Source organism: Ruegeria sp. AG1 (assembly GCF_056541705.1).
In genome coordinates this window covers 94,268-111,165 of the sequence record NZ_JBQFYU010000012.1, presented here as the reverse complement: position 1 = coordinate 111,165, position 16,898 = coordinate 94,268, and the positions used below count along the sequence as shown (strand labels likewise).

Genomic DNA, 16,898 nt, shown 5'->3' with positions numbered 1-16,898 from the left:
CTTAGCGACGACCGCCACCAGCACCACGAGGTGCAGGGCCGTCCTGGAGTTCCTGTGCTTTACGGTCACGTGCCTGCGGATCGTGCTCCATGATCTCACCTTTGAAGATCCAGACCTTGATCCCGATGATCCCGTAGGGGGTCATCGCTTCGGCATGTGCGTAATCGATGTCGGCACGCAGGGTGTGCAGAGGCACGCGGCCTTCGCGGTACCACTCGGTCCGTGCGATTTCGGCGCCGCCCAGACGACCCGCGACGTTCACCCGGATACCCAGGGCGCCCATGCGCATGGCGTTCTGAACCGAGCGCTTCATTGCGCGACGGAACGAAACACGACGTTCCAGCTGCTGAGCGATGGACTCGGCAACCAGCTGTGCGTCAAGCTCGGGCTTGCGCACTTCGACGATGTTCAGGTGCAGTTCGCTGTCGGTCATACGAGCAAGCTTTTTGCGCAGAACTTCGATGTCTGCACCTTTCTTGCCGATGATGACACCGGGACGTGCTGTGTGGATCGTTACGCGGCACTTCTTGTGCGGACGTTCGATGATCACACGGGCAACACCGGCCTGCTTGCACTCTTTGTTGATGAACTCACGGATCTTGAGGTCTTCCAGCAGAAGATCACCGTAGTCCTTGGTGTCGGCGTACCAGCGGCTGTCCCAGGTGCGGTTGACCTGCAGGCGCATGCCGATCGGATTTACTTTATGACCCATTAGGCTTGCTCCTCAACTTGACGCACCTTGATGGTGATCTCCGAGAACGGCTTCATGATCTTGCCGAAACGGCCACGGGCACGCGGGCGACCGCGCTTCATGACCAGGTTCTTGCCAACCCATGCTTCGGCTACGATCAGCTCGTCAACGTCCAGGTTGTGGTTGTTTTCGGCATTCGCGATTGCGGACTGCAGGCACTTCTTGACGTCCTGCGCGACACGCTTGTTCGAGAAAGTCAGGTCGGTCAGGGCCTTCTCAACTTTCTTGCCGCGGATCATTTGCGCAACCAGGTTCAGTTTCTGCGGGCTGGTGCGAAGCATGCGGGTTTTCGCCATTGCTTCGTTTTCAGCCACGCGGCGGGGGTTCTTTTCCTTGCCCATGACTTACTTCCGCTTCGCTTTTTTGTCTGCGGCGTGGCCATAATAGGTACGGGTCGGCGAGTATTCACCGAACTTCTGACCAATCATGTCTTCCGAGACGTTGACGGGAATGTGCTTCTGGCCGTTGTATACACCAAAGGTCAGACCCACGAACTGGGGCAGAATGGTGGAACGACGCGACCAGATTTTGATGACTTCGTTGCGGCCCGACTCGCGCGCTGCTTCGGCTTTTTTCAGCACGTAAGCATCGACGAAAGGACCCTTCCAAACAGAGCGAGACATGGATTAACGTCCCTTCTTCTTGGCGTGCCGCGAGCGGATGATCAGCTTCTGGGACGCTTTGTTCTTGTTGCGGGTACGCTTACCCTTGGTGTCCTTACCCCACGGCGTAACCGGCGTACGGCCACCCGAGGTACGACCTTCACCACCACCGTGCGGGTGATCGATCGGGTTCATTGCAACACCACGAACCGACGGACGAACACCCTTGTGGCGCATACGACCGGCTTTACCGAGGTTTTGGTTCGAGTTGTCGGGGTTGGACACGGCACCGATGGTGGCCATGCATTCCTGACGGACCATGCGAAGCTCGCCCGAGCTCAGACGGATCTGAGCGTAGCCGCCATCGCGACCAACGAACTGAGCGTAAGTACCGGCCGCACGTGCGATCTGACCGCCTTTGCCAGGCTTCATCTCGATGTTGTGGACGATGGTACCAATGGGCATGCCCGAGAACGGCATTGCGTTGCCCGGCTTGATGTCAGCCTTGGCAGATGCCACGACTTTGTCACCAACAGCCAGACGCTGCGGAGCGAGGATATATGCCTGCTCGCCGTCTTCGTATTTTACCAGTGCGATGAATGCGGTCCGGTTCGGGTCATATTCGATCCGCTCGACGGTTGCCGCGACATCAAATTTGTTCCGTTTGAAGTCAACGATCCGGTAGAGACGCTTTGCGCCACCGCCGCGGCGGCGTGAAGTGATCCGTCCGGTGTTGTTCCGGCCGCCCGATTTGGTCAAACCCTCTGTGAGAGACTTGACCGGACGTCCTTTCCAAAGCTCCGAACGGTCGATCAGCACCAGCCCGCGCTGGCCCGGCGTCGTCGGCTTGTACGACTTGAGTGCCATGCTTTCTGTCTTCCGTTTAGCAAGTGCAGGGGATTTCCCCGCTATGTGATAGGCCCCCGTAGGTGCCAAGGGTATAGGGCCCCGAAGGTCCCCGGTTACAAATATCAGAGGCCCCGGAACGAATCCGAGGCCGCAAGATTGGGAGCATGTAACAGGGTTGGGGGTGGGTGTCTATAGGAGAAAGCTGTTTTGAATTTCAGCTTGCTTGGCTTGTGCAATACTCTGAGTAATTTCGGCGAAACCGCCGGAGGCAAATGACAAACTTGATGCTTCAATACTCAATCTCACCTTGATAGGTCGATGAAAGAATTTGTCTCATTACTACAACTTGGCAATTGGAAGGCAAAGAATGTCAGACCCAGAACTTGGTAGGCGATTTTCGCTTAACTACATCTCTCATCCAGAGTTATTGCCAGACAGCAAAAGGATGCGGCGCAGGCTCGGACTCTTATTTTTTCAATACTGCAATGGCAGCCAGCTGAGAGGCGCAATAAATAATGAGCTCGGTGTCGGCTTGTCCTCTCAAGGATGTGCAGCAGAGTACTATTGGCCTGCAGCGATGGCATCCGTTGAACTCTGAGATGTTCTGGACACGGTTACTATAGTTTGCAGTATTTTAGATGAAAGCTACTAAGAGGAAGAACGCAAGGATTTCGTCAGAGAAGTTCAGAGAATCTTCAAGGAAAAGCGTGTTCGCTATTCTGTCGATGAAAAGGGTGGAGTGCACCTGTCAGTAGATGTTGCCTTCGAACAAGCGCGCATTTCTCCCGTTCAAGCTTTAAATTCAAGAAGATATGAGGCCGTAAGAGGTTCAATGATGGATGCCTATACCATGCTAGACCAAGTGCCTCCGGATGGGAAAATGGCATTGAGGCAGATATTCTCCGCCAACGAAGGATTGTTTCGACTTATCTTCCCGAATGCGCATCAACTTGGAAAAAGAGAACTGGAAAAGCACCTTAAGCCAGCAATTGATCAAAGGTACAAAGGTCAGGTACCAGCGATTCATGTCGCTCAAAAACAACTCTCGCAGTACATCGAATGGGCGACGGGTGCTCATTTTTATAGACATGAACCGGGCAGCGAAGAGCCCGTTCCGCCGCCTTTAGAAGTCGCGATTCACTACATTACCGCAGGAACTTCGTGGCTTCGCTGGCTTCAAACATTCGACTCTAAAGGCGGTTAGCACCGCCAATACCAAGATAAGTCCAAACAGCCCGAGCGCCTTGTATTGGCATCATAAAGTGCACTGATCCTCCGTTGTAGCGTCAACCGTGGGGCAGTCGCTGGCGCGACTTGCGATCTTATCCGAGGGACCGCCTGCGGCACAGTGGCTCGGCCTCCACCGCGATCCTCTGCTTGAGCTTGATATGGCCCAAGACCTCGCGAAAAGCGCGGTGTTTGGGTTTGCCTTCCAGATAATCCGCAAGTTTGAGCAGGTTGATTGGGTGTTTCGCAATCAACCCCTCGATCCGCTGCACGGCATCGTCCAACTCATAGTGATCCACGTACTGACAGGCCACCTGCGTCGGCGTCAGCAGGCAGTAATCCTGCGGGCGTTTCTCGGTGTAGCGCGCGATATCGAAAGGTGACGCACCGAGGGCATGGAACTTGGGGATGTGCACGCGCATATCGGCCTCGGCATGCTCCAGCACCGTGCCGGAGGTCTGGCGGAACCCCAACGGGCCAAGCTTGCCGACCACATGCTTGCGCATCGCCGGAGAGATCATGTCCACATCTGCGCGGTCGTATTTCAGATCATCGAAAACCGACAACAGCCCCAGCTTCTCATCGGCAATCTGAAAATAAGGCTCGGCACTGAACGCCCGCATCTGCTCCAGCACCTGCGCACGCACGGTTTCAGGGTCTGAAACGAAATCGGCCCCGGCGGGTTGAACCGCCGAGGCCGTGAATAGTCGCAGTAAGCGTCGGATCAAAGACCAGTGCTCACGTCGATGGTGTTCCCCTCTTCCAGGGTCACATATGCTTTTTTGACGTCTTTCCGACGGCCCAGCTGGCCGCGGAACCGCTTGACCTTGCCTTTGGTCACGGTGGTGTTCACCGCTTTGACCTTCACACCAAACAGCGCCTCAACGGCCTCTTTGATCTGCGGCTTGTTGCTGTCGATCGCCACTTCAAAGACAACCGCGCCATTTTCGGACGCCATGGTCGATTTTTCGGTGATGATCGGCTTGCGGATCACGTCGTAGTGTTCTGCCTTAGCGCTCATTTCAGACGAGCCTCCAATGCTTCGACAGCCGCTTTGGTGAGCACTAGGGTGTCACGCTTGAGGATGTCATAGACGTTTGCGCCCATCGTCGGCAGGATATCCAGACCTTCGATGTTCTTGGACGCTTTCAGGAACCCTTCGTTCACGGTCGCGCCGTCGATGACCAGAGCACGTTTCCAGCCCAGGTTTGCAACCTGTTTGGCTAGAGCGGCGGTCTTGCCTTCGGCTTCGGCATTCTCGATCACAACCAGTTCACCTGCCTTGGCTTTGGCCGACAGAGCGTGGCGCAGGCCAAGCTTGCGGAACTTCTTGGGCAGGTCGTGGCCATGCGAGCGCACGACGGGGCCTTTGTAGATACCACCACCACGGAAGATCGGCGCGTTGCGGTCACCATGACGTGCGCCACCGGTGCCCTTCTGGCGATAGATCTTCTTGGTCGAGTAGCTGGTTTCCGAGCGGGTCTTGACCTTGTGAGTGCCGGCCTGCGCGTTGTTGCGCTGCCAACGGACCACACGGTGCAGGATGTCCGCCCGCGGCTCGAGACCGAACAGATCGGCGTTCAGCTCGATGTCGCCGGCTTTGCCGCCGTCCAGTTTGATTACATCAAGTTTCATGCTTCACCACCTTCCGCGGGAGCTTCTTCCGCAGGTGCTTCGGTTGCAGCCGATTTCACAGCAGCCGGGAAAGGCAGGCCTTCCGGTGCTTTCTTCTTCACGGCGTCCTTGACGGTGACCCAGCCCGATTTCGGTCCGGGAACGGCGCCTTTGATGAAGACCAGGTTCCGGTCGGCGTCGGTTTTGACGACTTCCAGGTTCTGGGTGGTGACACGGGCAGCACCCATGTGACCGGCCATCTTCTTGCCTTTGAAAACCTTGCCCGGGTCCTGACACTGACCGGTCGAACCGTGCGAACGGTGGCTGATCGAAACACCGTGCGAGGCGCGCAGACCACCAAAGTTCCAACGCTTCATCGCGCCGGCAAAACCTTTACCGATCGAGGTGCCCGAAACGTCAACTTTCTGACCTTCCAGGAAGTGTTCTGCCGAAATCTCGGCGCCCACATCAATCAGACCATCTTCGGAGACGCGGAACTCGGCCAGCTTACGCTTGGGCTCGACCTTTGCAGCGGCATAGTGACCGCGCATGGCTTTCGAGGTGCGTTTTGCCTTGGCAGCACCGGCGCCCAGCTGAACGGCGGTGTAGCCGTCTTTGTCAGCGGTGCGCTGTGCAACGACCTGCAGGTTGTCCAGGTGAAGAACGGTCACAGGGATCTGCTTGCCGTCTTCCATGAACAGGCGGGTCATGCCGACTTTTTTTGCGATAATACCAGAGCGCATAATTTATACCCTCCGATCTTACGACTGCAGCTTGATCTCGACGTCCACACCAGCAGCGAGGTCGAGCTTCATCAGCGCGTCAACGGTCTGGGGGGTCGGATCAACGATGTCGAGCAGACGCTTGTGCGTACGGATCTCGAACTGGTCGCGGGATTTCTTGTCAACGTGAGGACCACGGAGAACCGTGAACTTCTCAATCTTGTTCGGCAGCGGGATCGGGCCGCGCACGTTCGCGCCGGTCCGCTTGGCAGTGTTGACGATCTCTTGCGTGCTGGCATCCAGAACGCGATAGTCAAATGCCTTCAGCCGAATACGGATATTTTGGCTTTGCATATTAACAGCCTTTTTTAGGCGTTGAGGTTGAGAGGAGGACAGACGCGCATCGCCAACCCTCTTCGAACCCAAAAGGCGGGAATCACCCCGCCTTGACGTTCTTATCGAGAACTCGCGCGTATTAGTGGGGTTGGTGGGGTTTGGCAAGGGGTTTGTTGGCTTTGTCCCACCTCAAAGAGCGACACGACCCAGTACCAAGAACTGATCTTCAGGACCAACTTCGCAACAAGAACGCGCTAAAGAACTATGGGCGAGGTGTACAGCCTACACGCGACAATTGAGCATTCAGAGAAAACCGACTTGGTCTGGAAGGTTTTCACCCCACGCTACAGTGAATACGCTGGTTGACGACACAGGTTCTGGACGTGCTTTAGCGCTTCAGGTTCTGTTAGGCTGCTCGGCAAGCCGGACGTCGAACCGCTTACGCTCGCGGTTAAACTCACTGATATCACAGTCGACTTCTTGGTCGTCGTCACTAAGGATCGCAGCACGCATGTCCTCCAGATCCTTGCTGTGAAGGATTTGCGTTCCATAGTTCAAGAATTCAAAACCTAACATGATTTCCTCCTGATTGCGTCAGCGGATCGGCCTGCGCACGCCCCGCTTTTTGTTTCAGATCACATGTGGGTTTCCTGTCTTTGGGTGAGGTGGAGTTTGGATTAAGAAACCTCAATACATTTTTCCCCTTAACGACGGCGAACTTTCTAAGCGTCATCTCGGTTCGAACACGTTTAGGCCCACCTCGGAACAGTATGGCTCAAACGAAAAAGGGCGTCCCGAGGGACGCCCTTTCCGTCTGATCATTCGCTTGCGCGACTTATTCAGTGATTTTGGACACAACGCCGGCGCCGACGGTGCGGCCGCCTTCGCGGATCGCGAAGCGCAGGCCCTGCTCCATCGCGATCGGCGCGATCAGCTCAACGCCGAACGACACGTTGTCGCCAGGCATGACCATCTCGGTGCCTTCCGCCAGGGTCACGGTGCCGGTCACGTCAGTTGTACGGAAGTAGAACTGAGGACGGTAGTTCGCGAAGAACGGAGTGTGACGACCGCCTTCTTCCTTGGTCAGGATGTAGGCTTCGGCTTCGAACTTGGTGTGCGGTGTAACCGAACCCGGCTTACACAGAACCTGGCCACGCTCAACGCCGTCACGGTCAACACCACGCAGCAGCGCGCCGATGTTGTCGCCCGCTTCACCGCGGTCCAGCAGCTTGCGGAACATTTCAACGCCGGTGCAGGTGGTTTTCGAAGTGTCGCGGATGCCGACGATTTCAATCTCGTCGCCAACGTTGATCACGCCACGCTCAACACGGCCCGTGACAACGGTACCACGGCCCGAGATCGAGAACACGTCTTCGATCGGCATCAGGAACGGCTGGTCAACAGCACGCTCGGGGGTGTCGATGTAGTCATCAACAGCCGCCATCAGTTCCTTGATCTTCTCTTCGCCAATCTCCGGGTTGTTGCCTTCCATCGCGGCCAGAGCCGAACCTGCGATGATCGGAATATCGTCGCCGGGGTATTCATACGAAGACAGCAGCTCGCGGATTTCCATTTCCACCAGTTCCAGCAGCTCTTCGTCGTCAACCTGATCGACTTTGTTCATGAACACGACCATCTTCGGGATGCCAACCTGGCGGCCCAGCAGGATGTGCTCGCGGGTCTGCGGCATCGGGCCGTCAGCAGCGTTCACAACCAGGATCGCGCCGTCCATCTGAGCGGCGCCGGTGATCATGTTCTTGACGTAGTCGGCGTGGCCGGGGCAGTCGACATGTGCGTAGTGGCGGTTCTCGGTCTCGTATTCCACGTGGGCGGTCGAGATGGTGATCCCGCGCGCTTTCTCTTCCGGCGCACCGTCAATCTGGTCATACGCTTTGAAGTCACCGAAATACTTGGTGATCGCTGCGGTCAGCGTGGTCTTGCCGTGGTCAACGTGGCCAATCGTGCCGATGTTGACGTGCGGTTTTGTACGCTCAAACTTTTCCTTTGCCATTCCTCAGGCGCCCTTTTGCGATTTGGGGGACCCTTGGTCCCGTGGTTACATCTGCGCGCGCGAGATATTTGGTTCAAAGGGGAAAATCAAGCACATCCTGAGGGAAATGCGCCGATCACGCCGGATTCTGCGTGAGCTCGCTCGTTTCCAGCGGCTGGATCAGGTCCGGACGCCGGTCAAACCAACCATTGTCCTTGTGTTCTTCGGCCAACCACTCTTCGACTCGGTCGGCAACTTTCAGGGCAAGGCCGCTCATCTGCTCTTCTTTGGTGCGGGTATTGCCCGATCCTGTCAGAGCGCTCTCTCCGGTCGTGTCTTCCAAAACCTGGAACTGCTTGCCCTTGGCGAGGAATTCTTTCTTCTTCACATCGTAGACATTGACCAGAACAATCGCCGTGCTTTTGGGATTGTAGATGACGGGAATGCCCGGAGGCGCCAGCATGTATCCTTCGAGGCTGATACCGATGTCGTATTCCTGAGCGCCTTCATAGCGGCCGAGACGGATATCAACCGCGTTCTGAATGGCGTTTTCCCATTCTTTTGGTGTCGCATCGCGCGAGACCGGTCCTTGGCGGGCTTTCTCAGCGAAGGCGTAGTTTACGCGCAGCTTGAATTCGCCCAACGACTCGGGTTCTTCATAGACTTGCGTCTGCGTGCAGGCGCCCATCAGGGCAAGTCCAGTAATCAGGGTCAAAATGCGCAGCATGATCTCGTCTCGATAGGCCTGTTTTTCTTTGATCTAGCGCACCGATACGGCCTGTGCCAAGCCGTATCGGCGGAATTTGCCCGAAACCCTCGTCAGATCACGAGAATTTATAGTCACGCGGGAAACCATAAGGGGGCTTTTTCCCGACGCTGGCGCGTTTGGCCAGCCATTGGGACATATCCGCCTCGTGCCGGGTTTTGTCGCCACCCATGGACCATTTGAGCCCTTCTTCCCAGTTAAAGGTGGTGATGTCGGACAGGCCGCCATCCAACTCCAACGTGCCCTGCCGGCCGCGCGCCATATTGTATTTCTGCAAACGCACGCCTTTGCCTCGGGTCATCTCGGGCAGCTCTTCGGTCGGGAAGACCAGGAACTTGCCATTCTGCGAGACCACTGCGACGTGGTCACCATCGACCGGTTTACAGATCATCGCCGTCTCGTCGCCTTTGACGTTCAGCACCTGCTTCCCGTTTCGGGTCTGCGCCAGCACATCATCCTCGGGCACCATGAACCCGTTACCCGCGTCCGAGGCCACCAGCAGCTTGCGCCCCGGTTTGTGGATCAGGATGTCGATGATCTGTGCCTCGTTCGGCAGATCCACCATCAGGCGGAGCGGTTCCCCCATGCCGCGCCCGCCGGGCAGGTTGGCGGCGCTGACGGTGTAGAATCGCCCGTTCGATGCGAACACCAGCAACCGATCCGTGGTTTCACCATGGAAGATGAACCGGGGGCCGTCGCCATCTTTGAACTTCAATTCGCGCTTGAGGTCGATGTGGCCGGTCATGGCCCGAATCCAGCCCATCTGAGAGCAGACCACCGTTATCGGTTCCTTGTCGATCATCGCCTCAAGCGGCACTTCCTCGACCTGTCCGGCCTCGGCGAATTGCGTGCGACGCGCGCCGCCTTCGTAGTCTTTGCCGAAGGTCTTCTTGGTCTCTTTCAACTGCTCGGCGATCTTTGCCCATTGAAGGGCAGGATCGGCCAGCAGGTCTTCGAGATTGGCGCGTTCCAGCATTAGCTCGTCACGCTCGCGAACCAGTTCCATCTCTTCCAGACGACGTAGGCTGCGCAGACGCATGTTGAGGATGGCGTCGACCTGAATCTCGGACAACTCGCCCTCGCCCGGTTTGGGCGAGACATAGTCGGATTCGTCCGTGGCACGGACGTGGTCGATACCCCAATCCTCGCGCATCAGCGCGACTTTGGGGTCGTCGTCGTAGCGAATGATGTCGATCACACGGTCGAGATTGAGGAAGGCGACGATAAAGCCCTCCAATACCTCCAGCCGATGGTCGATTTTCGCCATGCGGTGACGCGAGCGACGGATCAGGACCTCTTGCCGGTGATCGAGGAAGGCGCGCAACACTTCTTTCATCGAGCAGACTTTAGGCGTCACACCGTCGATCAGCACGTTCATGTTCAGGCTGAACCGCACCTCAAGGTCCGAGTTGCGATAAAGCATGCCCATCAGCACCTCGGGATCCACGTTCTTGGAACGCGGCTCGAGGATCAGACGGATGTCATCGGCGGATTCGTCGCGCACATCGGCGAGAATCGGGATTTTCTTGGTCTGGATCAGTTCTGCGATCTTTTCGATCAGCTTGGATTTCTGAACCTGATAGGGGATCTCGGTGACCACGATCTGCCACTGACCACGACCCAGATCCTCGACCTCGAACTTGCAGCGTAGGCGGAAGGACCCGCGCCCGGTGCGATAGGCTTGCGCGATATTCTCGGGCGGCTCGACGATCACGCCGCCGGTCGGGAAATCCGGGCCGGGCACGTAGTTTAGCAGAGTGTCGTCGCGCGCATCTGGCGTTTTGATCAGATGCAGACAAGCGTCGCAGAGTTCCGAGATATTATGCGGCGGGATATTCGTCGCCATGCCCACGGCAATACCGCTGGCACCATTCGCCAACAGGTTCGGGAACTGAGCGGGCAGTACGACCGGCTCAGTCAGCGTCCCATCATAATTGTCGCGGAAATCAACGGCGTCTTCGTTCAGACCTTCCAGCAGCGCCTCGGCCACGATGGTCATCCGCGCTTCGGTGTAACGCGAGGCCGCCGGGTTATCGCCGTCGATATTGCCGAAATTCCCCTGCCCGTCGACCAGCGGGTAGCGCACGTTGAAATCCTGGGCCAGACGCGCCATCGCGTCGTAAATCGCGGCGTCACCATGCGGATGGTAGTTGCCCATCACATCGCCCGAGATCTTCGCAGACTTCCGGAAACCTCCGGTTGCACTGAGTCGTAGTTCCCTCATCGCATAGAGGATTCGCCTGTGAACCGGTTTCAAACCATCACGCGCATCCGGCAGCGCCCGATGCATGATGGTGGACAGCGCATAGGTCAGATAGCGCTCACCAATTGCGCGGCGTAGCGGTTCGGCTACCTCGCCCCCATTGTCAGGGGCCTCCATGTTGGGGTCGTCGATCGTATCGTTCATATATGATGTGATACGACGCAAGCGCAGCTTGGTAAAGCAACCAAGACTTATTTTACTGGGGACAAGTCGCGCTTTTTGCAACAGGGGGAGGCAACCCACGGATTTCCCCCATTTTTCGACTCCCGCCTCGAAATATGCTATGGTCTCATGAATTAAACTGCTGCCAATTCTTGTATTTACGATTTCTTCGGGGGGAAGCGTCATGACGCGCCTGATACTTGTTACTTTTGTCGCCCTTGGCTGGGCCTTCTACGTCATGAGCGGAGGCCCCGATTTCGAGCCGCGCGGCCTGCGCAGTGACAATCCGCAGCGTATGGCGGCCACGTTCGAACCTGCACCCAAGGCGACGCCTCCGGCTGCCGCACCGGTTGAGGAGTTGGTGACCCGCGCCGCAGTTCAACCCATCCCTGTTATTGAGTTTATTGCAGAACCAGAACCTGTTCTGGGTGAGGAAGAAACCAAGGCGCTTCTGTCTCAGGTTGCAGCCGGATTGCAGGCGAATCCGTCCCTGTTCGAAGATCAGGATGTCACGTTGACGCTGGCCTCGCTGGAAGGCGGCGTAACGGCGATACAGCAGGTCACAACCGATGCCGAACCTGCTGTGGCACCTGTCGCAGAGCCCGAAAAGGACATCCGCGAAATCTCTGGCACCCGCGTCAACATGCGTGACGGCCCGGGCACGATCTATCCCATCATCGGCAAGGCCACGATCGGGCAAAGGGTCGAAGTACTGAGCGATTCCGGCACGGGTTGGTTGCGCACACGCGTGTTTCCCGGGCAACAGGTCGGATGGATTTCGGCATCACTGGTCCGCAAAACCACGAATTGACGTCCGGGCGTCATTGCCCTGTTTCCTCTCGCAGCCTAGGTGTTGGGGACGTTGAGGTTCGGGGCCATCATGCAGAAATCCATTCTTATTACCGGCTGCTCGTCCGGCATCGGCCTGGATGCAGCACACGGTATGCGTGCACGCGGTTGGCGCGTCTTTGCCTCGTGCCGTCAGCAGCGTGATTGCGACAGGCTGCGCGCGCAAGGATTTGAAAGCCCGCTGATCGACTATCAGGACACAGACAGCATCACCGCCGGACTGGCCGAGGTTCTTGAGGCCACCGGAGGCACCTTGCACGCCCTGTTCAACAACGGGGCGCACGGGCTGCCCGGCGCGGTCGAAGATGTGCCGACCGACGGTTTGCGGTTCATCTTCGAATCGAATGTCTTCGGCTGGCACGAACTGACGCGGCAGGTCATTCCCGTCATGCGCGAACAGGGTCATGGGCGCATTGTCCAGAACTCCTCGGTTCTGGGACTGGTCGCGTTTCCTTGGCGCGGCGCCTATGTCGCCACCAAATACGCGATCGAAGGTCTGACCGACACGATGCGCCTGGAACTGCGCGGTAGCGGCGTCAAGGTCATCCTGATCGAACCCGGTCCGATCACGTCGAAAATCCGCGAAAAAGCGATTCCGGTGTTCGAGCGCTTCGTGGATTGGGAAAACTCGGTCTTGCGTGACAGGTATGAGGCATCTTTGCTGAAACGGCTCTATGAAGGCTCTGGCCCGGACAGGTTCGAACTGCCGGCCTCGGCGGTGACAAACAAACTGGCACATGCGGTCGAAGCGAAACGGCCCAAGGCGCGCTACTACGTTACGACTCCGACCTATATCGCAGGCTATTTGCGGCGAATTCTGCCAACAAAAGCCGTAGACCGCATACTGTCAGACATCTGAGGCAATATTTCCCGTTCGCTTTTGGCCCTGCAGGCGCTAGATCAGGCGCACCCAAAGAAAAAGCGGACGGTGACTGACGATGGACCCTTTGATGGTCGTTTTGCTCCTGGCGATGGCGGCGGTTGTCGTCGTGCTGACCCTTGGCATCGCAAATTTCGGTAAAAGCGGCATGGATGCCGCCAAGAAAAGCAACAAGATGATGCGGCTGCGCATCCTCTTTCAATTCATTGCCGTATTGCTGATTGTGCTTTACGTCTTCCTGCGCGGACAAGGAGTTTGAAGATGGTCGTTCTGAACAAGATCTACACGCGCACAGGCGATGACGGAAAAACCGCTTTGGGCAATGGCGAGCGGGTTGCGAAATACTCGGGCCGCGTGGCCGCATATGGCACGGTAGATGAGCTGAACGCCTTTGTCGGCGTCGCCCGGACCGAAGCCGAGGGTGAAACCGATGCCGCCTTGGCCCGCATACAGAACGACCTGTTCGATCTGGGGGCTGATTTTTGCCGACCCGACATGGAAAAAGATGCCGAGGCCGACTACCCGCCGCTGCGCATCGCGCCTGCTCAGATCGATCGGCTTGAGGCTGAAATCGACGCTATGAATGCTGATCTGGAACCGCTGCGCAGCTTCATCCTGCCCGGCGGCTCGCCTTTGGCGGCGCATCTGCATGTCTGCCGCACCGTCTCACGCCGGGCTGAGCGTCTGGCTGTTGAGCTTACCAATATGGAGCCTGTCAACGAGGTCGCGGTTAAATATCTGAACCGTCTGAGTGATTGGTTCTTCGTCGCCGCCCGCTGCGCCAACAACAGCGGCAAGGATGATGTCTTGTGGGTTCCGGGCGCGAACCGCTGAAAGCGGCGGGACGTCCACTGGACGTCCCGGCGACCGGAAGGGCGGAGCCCCGGCCCGAAGGGCGGGCGCAAAGCGTCGTATACTCGGCGCACCGCTAACCAAAACAATCAGTCTTCTTGGTTCAGCTAGAGGGGTTGGCCTCCGACGAGCAAATCCCCCCGACCCCAACTTCGACGGCTAACCGTCAAAAAACTCTGCTCCCTATTCTTCAAAAAACACAAAACGCGACGTCTCAAGCCCATGACGTGACGATTTTGCTCTGTTGTCGATGAGATTGAGGCGCTATCTAGTCTCGCGAGAGCATTGGTGGAGTCGCGACGCGGCTTGCCGTTTTTGTAAGGAGCGAACGCAAAAATGAAGGTACTTGTGCCTGTCAAGCGCGTGATTGACTACAACGTTAAGGTCCGTGTTAAGGCGGATGGCAGCGGTGTTGATCTCGCCAATGTAAAGATGTCGATGAACCCGTTCGACGAGATTGCAGTTGAAGAGGCGATCCGCCTGAAAGAAGCAGGCAAGGCTGACGAAGTCGTTGCTGTTTCGATCGGTGTGAAGCAGGCGCAGGAGACGCTGCGGACTGCTCTGGCCATGGGTGCGGACCGCGCGATTCTGGTTGTGGCTGCGGATGACGTCCACACGGATATCGAGCCTCTGGCCGTTGCGAAAATCTTGGCCAAAGTGGTCGAGGAAGAGCAGCCGGGCATCGTTCTGGCGGGCAAGCAGGCGATCGACAATGACATGAACGCCACCGGCCAGATGCTGTCGGCCCTACTGGGCTGGAGCCAGGGCACCTTCGCCTCCGAGCTGGACATCGAAGGCGACACCGCCAAAATCACCCGTGAGGTTGACGGCGGTCTGCAGACCATCAACGTCAAGATGCCGACTATCGTGACCGTTGACCTCCGCCTGAACGAGCCGCGCTATGCGTCGCTGCCGAACATCATGAAGGCGAAGAAAAAGCCGCTGGACGAGAAAACCGCCGCCGATTACGGCGTCGACGTCACTCCGCGTCTGGAAATCGTCAAAACCGATGAGCCGCCGGCCCGTGCCGCTGGTATCGTCGTCGGCTCGGTTGATGAGCTGGTCTCGAAACTCAAAGAAGCGGGGGCTGTGTAATGGCTGTACTTCTGCTTGCCGAAGTCAACAACGGCGAACTGTCGCTGGACGCCACTGCCAAGGCCGTGTCCGCTGCGAAATCGCTGGGTGATGTGACCGTTCTGGCCGCGGGCGGTTCTGCCGCTGCTGCCGGTGAGGCTGCTGCCAAGATCGACGGCGTGTCCAAGGTTCTGGTTGCTGAAGACGAGTCGCTGGGCCACCGCCTGGCGGAATCGACCGCAGCGTTGATCGTGGGTCTCGCCGATGGCTATGAGCACATCGTTGCCCCTGCCACCACCGACGCCAAGAACGTCATGCCGCGCGTTGCTGCGTTGCTGGATGTGATGGTGATCTCGGATGCGTCTGGCGTGGTTGACGGCTCGACCTTCGAGCGTCCGATCTATGCAGGCAACGCGATCCAGACCGTCAAATCGAACGACGCCAAGAAAGTCGTCACCTTCCGCACCGCTTCCTTTGATGCGGCAGGCGAAGGCGGTTCGGCTGCGGTTGAGACCATCTCGGTTGGCGAAAACCCCGGCCTGTCGTCCTGGGTTGAGGACAAGGTTGCCGAGAGCGATCGTCCCGAGTTGACCTCGGCTGGTGTTGTTGTTTCGGGCGGCCGTGGTGTCGGCTCGGAAGAAGACTTCAAATTGATCGAGACTCTGGCTGACAAGCTCGGCGCCGCTGTTGGCGCGTCGCGTGCCGCCGTGGACTCGGGCTATGCCCCGAACGATTGGCAGGTGGGTCAGACCGGTAAGGTTGTTGCACCGGACCTGTATGTCGCTGTCGGCATCTCGGGCGCGATCCAGCACTTGGCTGGTATGAAGGACTCGAAGGTCATCGTTGCGATCAACAAAGACGAAGAAGCACCGATCTTCCAGGTTGCTGACTTCGGTCTGGTTGCTGACCTGTTCCAGGCCGTACCCGAACTGACCGAGAAACTCGGCTGATCGAACCAAGCGGTTGCTTGGAAAACCATTGCAAGGCCCGCCCCACCGGCGGGCCTTTTTCAATGCAAATCCCGGATCGAACGGGAAAGAGTTTCTGCGATCCGACGATGGGTCGCCGGGCCGATCATATGTTCGGCCATAGGCTGCTGAAGGGTCCCGAACAGCATATCTTCCAACTCATCCGATTCGCCGGAGATCCGGACTGACATCGAAACGACATCCGCACTGTAGGGCCTCAGTGCGTCCAACATCTCGGTATCCACAAAGACCGGCTCACAGCCCAGCGGCCCTGCAACCTCATGGGCGATCTCGCCATCGACCTGCAGGTTCAGCAAAACGACCGGAGGCCGGATCGCCTGTAGAAAAGCGCCAAGCGCCTCGACCCACTTTTTGCGAAGTTCGTGGGTGACGATTTCGAAGCGTGCGTCCGAATAGGAATGCAACAGTCCCAGCAAGTGACGCACGAAATGGACGTCCGTGAAATCCACTTCTGGGTAGAGCGTCAGCAGGTCCGGTGTCGGAGATAAAAACCGGTCGTTGCGGCGCGGATGCACGCGGTAGAAGCGATTCGATTGCCCCAGCGCCCCTGGCAATTGCAGCACGCAAAGTTCGGACTCATTCGCCAGCTCAACCAAGGTGGAATCGCCGCACAGCGCCTCAACCCCACAAAGAAGACTGCCGAAGTTGATGCATTTGCGGTCCAGCAGACCTTCGAGAATCGCGACGTAGGGGCGTTCGACGAAGCGACCGAATGTCTCGTCCCCTCCTATACACGCCAGATAGGACCCGTCCAACGCGCGCAACGGCCCCCGGAATCGCAGTTTTGACGCCCCATACTGACAGACGCTGTCTTCGAGCACGGCTGCGCACGTTTGATGATAGCTCATATCACTCACCCAATTTTTCACCCGGTTGCCATCTTGCCGTCGCAAGTCTTGCGAAATTGCTAATGTGCGGATTTGAGGCAAATTTGACCGGTCCGCAGACCTCGGATGCCTCTTGCCGCCCGCC

At 57.6% G+C, this 16,898-nt stretch carries 21 protein-coding genes; 7 read left to right on the top strand and 14 right to left on the bottom strand.

Going from position 1 to position 16,898, the window contains the following annotated elements:
- Nucleotide 1: 1 nt before the first annotated feature.
- From rpsC to rplB, 4 genes are read right to left on the bottom strand one after another with little or no spacing between them, the layout of a single operon-like run.
- On the bottom strand, nt 2-712 hold the full coding sequence (gene rpsC / locus ACR0B5_RS18115) for a 30S ribosomal protein S3 (RefSeq protein WP_008758042.1): 711 nt from the start codon (nt 710-712) through the stop codon (nt 2-4).
- Complete coding sequence (rplV, locus tag ACR0B5_RS18110; protein ID WP_039538267.1) at nt 712-1,092, bottom strand: 50S ribosomal protein L22; 381 nt, start codon at nt 1,090-1,092, stop codon at nt 712-714. The genes rpsC and rplV overlap by 1 nt, the downstream gene beginning before the upstream one ends.
- A gap of 3 nt (nt 1,093-1,095) precedes the next feature.
- On the bottom strand, nt 1,096-1,374 hold the full coding sequence (gene rpsS, locus ACR0B5_RS18105; RefSeq protein ID WP_005980699.1) for a 30S ribosomal protein S19: 279 nt from the start codon (nt 1,372-1,374) through the stop codon (nt 1,096-1,098).
- 3 nt (nt 1,375-1,377) lie between these two features.
- Entirely contained in the window at nt 1,378-2,220 is an 843-nt protein-coding gene (rplB, locus tag ACR0B5_RS18100; RefSeq protein WP_120633917.1) for a 50S ribosomal protein L2, read from the bottom strand.
- Nucleotides 2,221-3,034: 814 nt separating this feature from the next.
- On the opposite strand from rplB, the gene ACR0B5_RS18095 reads away from it, so the two are divergent.
- Nucleotides 3,035-3,406: a hypothetical protein gene (locus ACR0B5_RS18095; RefSeq protein ID WP_170768621.1), complete on the top strand. Its 372-nt coding sequence runs from the start codon at nt 3,035-3,037 to the stop codon at nt 3,404-3,406.
- Between the two features lie 118 nt (nt 3,407-3,524).
- On the opposite strand, the gene ACR0B5_RS18090 is transcribed toward ACR0B5_RS18095, so the two are convergent.
- The 9 genes from ACR0B5_RS18090 to parC form a co-directional block, all read right to left on the bottom strand.
- The gene (locus ACR0B5_RS18090) at nt 3,525-4,157 is read right to left on the bottom strand and encodes a hypothetical protein (RefSeq protein ID WP_480542339.1); all 633 of its coding nucleotides are present in this window, start codon (nt 4,155-4,157) and stop codon (nt 3,525-3,527) included.
- Nucleotides 4,154-4,450: a 50S ribosomal protein L23 gene (locus tag ACR0B5_RS18085; RefSeq protein WP_008757532.1), complete on the bottom strand. Its 297-nt coding sequence runs from the start codon at nt 4,448-4,450 to the stop codon at nt 4,154-4,156. Before ACR0B5_RS18085 ends, ACR0B5_RS18090 begins: the two co-directional genes overlap by 4 nt.
- Nucleotides 4,447-5,064, bottom strand: a complete 618-nt coding sequence (gene rplD, locus ACR0B5_RS18080; protein ID WP_170463489.1) for a 50S ribosomal protein L4 — start codon at nt 5,062-5,064, stop codon at nt 4,447-4,449. Before rplD ends, ACR0B5_RS18085 begins: the two co-directional genes overlap by 4 nt.
- Nucleotides 5,061-5,786: a 50S ribosomal protein L3 gene (rplC, locus tag ACR0B5_RS18075; protein WP_008758167.1), complete on the bottom strand. Its 726-nt coding sequence runs from the start codon at nt 5,784-5,786 to the stop codon at nt 5,061-5,063. Before rplC ends, rplD begins: the two co-directional genes overlap by 4 nt.
- 18 nt (nt 5,787-5,804) lie before the next feature.
- Nucleotides 5,805-6,119 (bottom strand): 30S ribosomal protein S10, encoded by a 315-nt coding sequence (gene rpsJ, locus ACR0B5_RS18070; protein ID WP_008756422.1) that lies wholly within the window; start codon nt 6,117-6,119, stop codon nt 5,805-5,807.
- Nucleotides 6,120-6,497: 378 nt separating this feature from the next.
- Nucleotides 6,498-6,677, bottom strand: coding sequence for a hypothetical protein (locus ACR0B5_RS18065; protein WP_480542337.1), 180 nt, complete (start codon nt 6,675-6,677; stop codon nt 6,498-6,500).
- Between the two features lie 259 nt (nt 6,678-6,936).
- The gene (gene tuf / locus ACR0B5_RS18060; RefSeq protein ID WP_480542335.1) at nt 6,937-8,112 is read right to left on the bottom strand and encodes an elongation factor Tu; all 1,176 of its coding nucleotides are present in this window, start codon (nt 8,110-8,112) and stop codon (nt 6,937-6,939) included.
- Between the two features lie 115 nt (nt 8,113-8,227).
- Nucleotides 8,228-8,818: a hypothetical protein gene (locus ACR0B5_RS18055; protein WP_170380416.1), complete on the bottom strand. Its 591-nt coding sequence runs from the start codon at nt 8,816-8,818 to the stop codon at nt 8,228-8,230.
- Nucleotides 8,819-8,915: 97 nt separating this feature from the next.
- Nucleotides 8,916-11,264: a DNA topoisomerase IV subunit A gene (gene parC / locus ACR0B5_RS18050; protein ID WP_480542333.1), complete on the bottom strand. Its 2,349-nt coding sequence runs from the start codon at nt 11,262-11,264 to the stop codon at nt 8,916-8,918.
- A gap of 202 nt (nt 11,265-11,466) precedes the next feature.
- Here parC and ACR0B5_RS18045 point away from each other — a divergent pair, with 202 nt between their 5' ends.
- The 6 genes from ACR0B5_RS18045 to ACR0B5_RS18020 all read left to right on the top strand — a co-directional run bounded on the left by ACR0B5_RS18045 (nt 11,467) and on the right by ACR0B5_RS18020 (nt 15,887).
- Nucleotides 11,467-12,093: an SH3 domain-containing protein gene (locus ACR0B5_RS18045; RefSeq protein ID WP_480542331.1), complete on the top strand. Its 627-nt coding sequence runs from the start codon at nt 11,467-11,469 to the stop codon at nt 12,091-12,093.
- Between the two features lie 69 nt (nt 12,094-12,162).
- The gene (locus ACR0B5_RS18040) at nt 12,163-12,990 is read left to right on the top strand and encodes an SDR family NAD(P)-dependent oxidoreductase (RefSeq protein WP_480542329.1); all 828 of its coding nucleotides are present in this window, start codon (nt 12,163-12,165) and stop codon (nt 12,988-12,990) included.
- A gap of 79 nt (nt 12,991-13,069) precedes the next feature.
- Nucleotides 13,070-13,270 carry a twin transmembrane helix small protein gene (locus tag ACR0B5_RS18035; protein WP_170380419.1) on the top strand — a complete coding sequence of 67 codons (201 nt, stop codon included), beginning with the start codon at nt 13,070-13,072 and terminating at the stop codon, nt 13,268-13,270.
- A 2-nt stretch (nt 13,271-13,272) separates the two neighbouring features.
- Nucleotides 13,273-13,845, top strand: a complete 573-nt coding sequence (locus ACR0B5_RS18030; protein WP_480542327.1) for a cob(I)yrinic acid a,c-diamide adenosyltransferase — start codon at nt 13,273-13,275, stop codon at nt 13,843-13,845.
- A 354-nt stretch (nt 13,846-14,199) separates the two neighbouring features.
- The gene (locus ACR0B5_RS18025; protein ID WP_170463230.1) at nt 14,200-14,958 is read left to right on the top strand and encodes an electron transfer flavoprotein subunit beta/FixA family protein; all 759 of its coding nucleotides are present in this window, start codon (nt 14,200-14,202) and stop codon (nt 14,956-14,958) included.
- Nucleotides 14,958-15,887 carry an electron transfer flavoprotein subunit alpha/FixB family protein gene (locus ACR0B5_RS18020; RefSeq protein WP_170380422.1) on the top strand — a complete coding sequence of 310 codons (930 nt, stop codon included), beginning with the start codon at nt 14,958-14,960 and terminating at the stop codon, nt 15,885-15,887. Before ACR0B5_RS18025 ends, ACR0B5_RS18020 begins: the two co-directional genes overlap by 1 nt.
- A 59-nt stretch (nt 15,888-15,946) precedes the next feature.
- On the opposite strand, the gene ACR0B5_RS18015 is transcribed toward ACR0B5_RS18020, so the two are convergent.
- The gene (locus ACR0B5_RS18015; protein WP_480542325.1) at nt 15,947-16,774 is read right to left on the bottom strand and encodes a DUF6473 family protein; all 828 of its coding nucleotides are present in this window, start codon (nt 16,772-16,774) and stop codon (nt 15,947-15,949) included.
- Between the last annotated feature and the right edge of the window lie 124 nt (nt 16,775-16,898).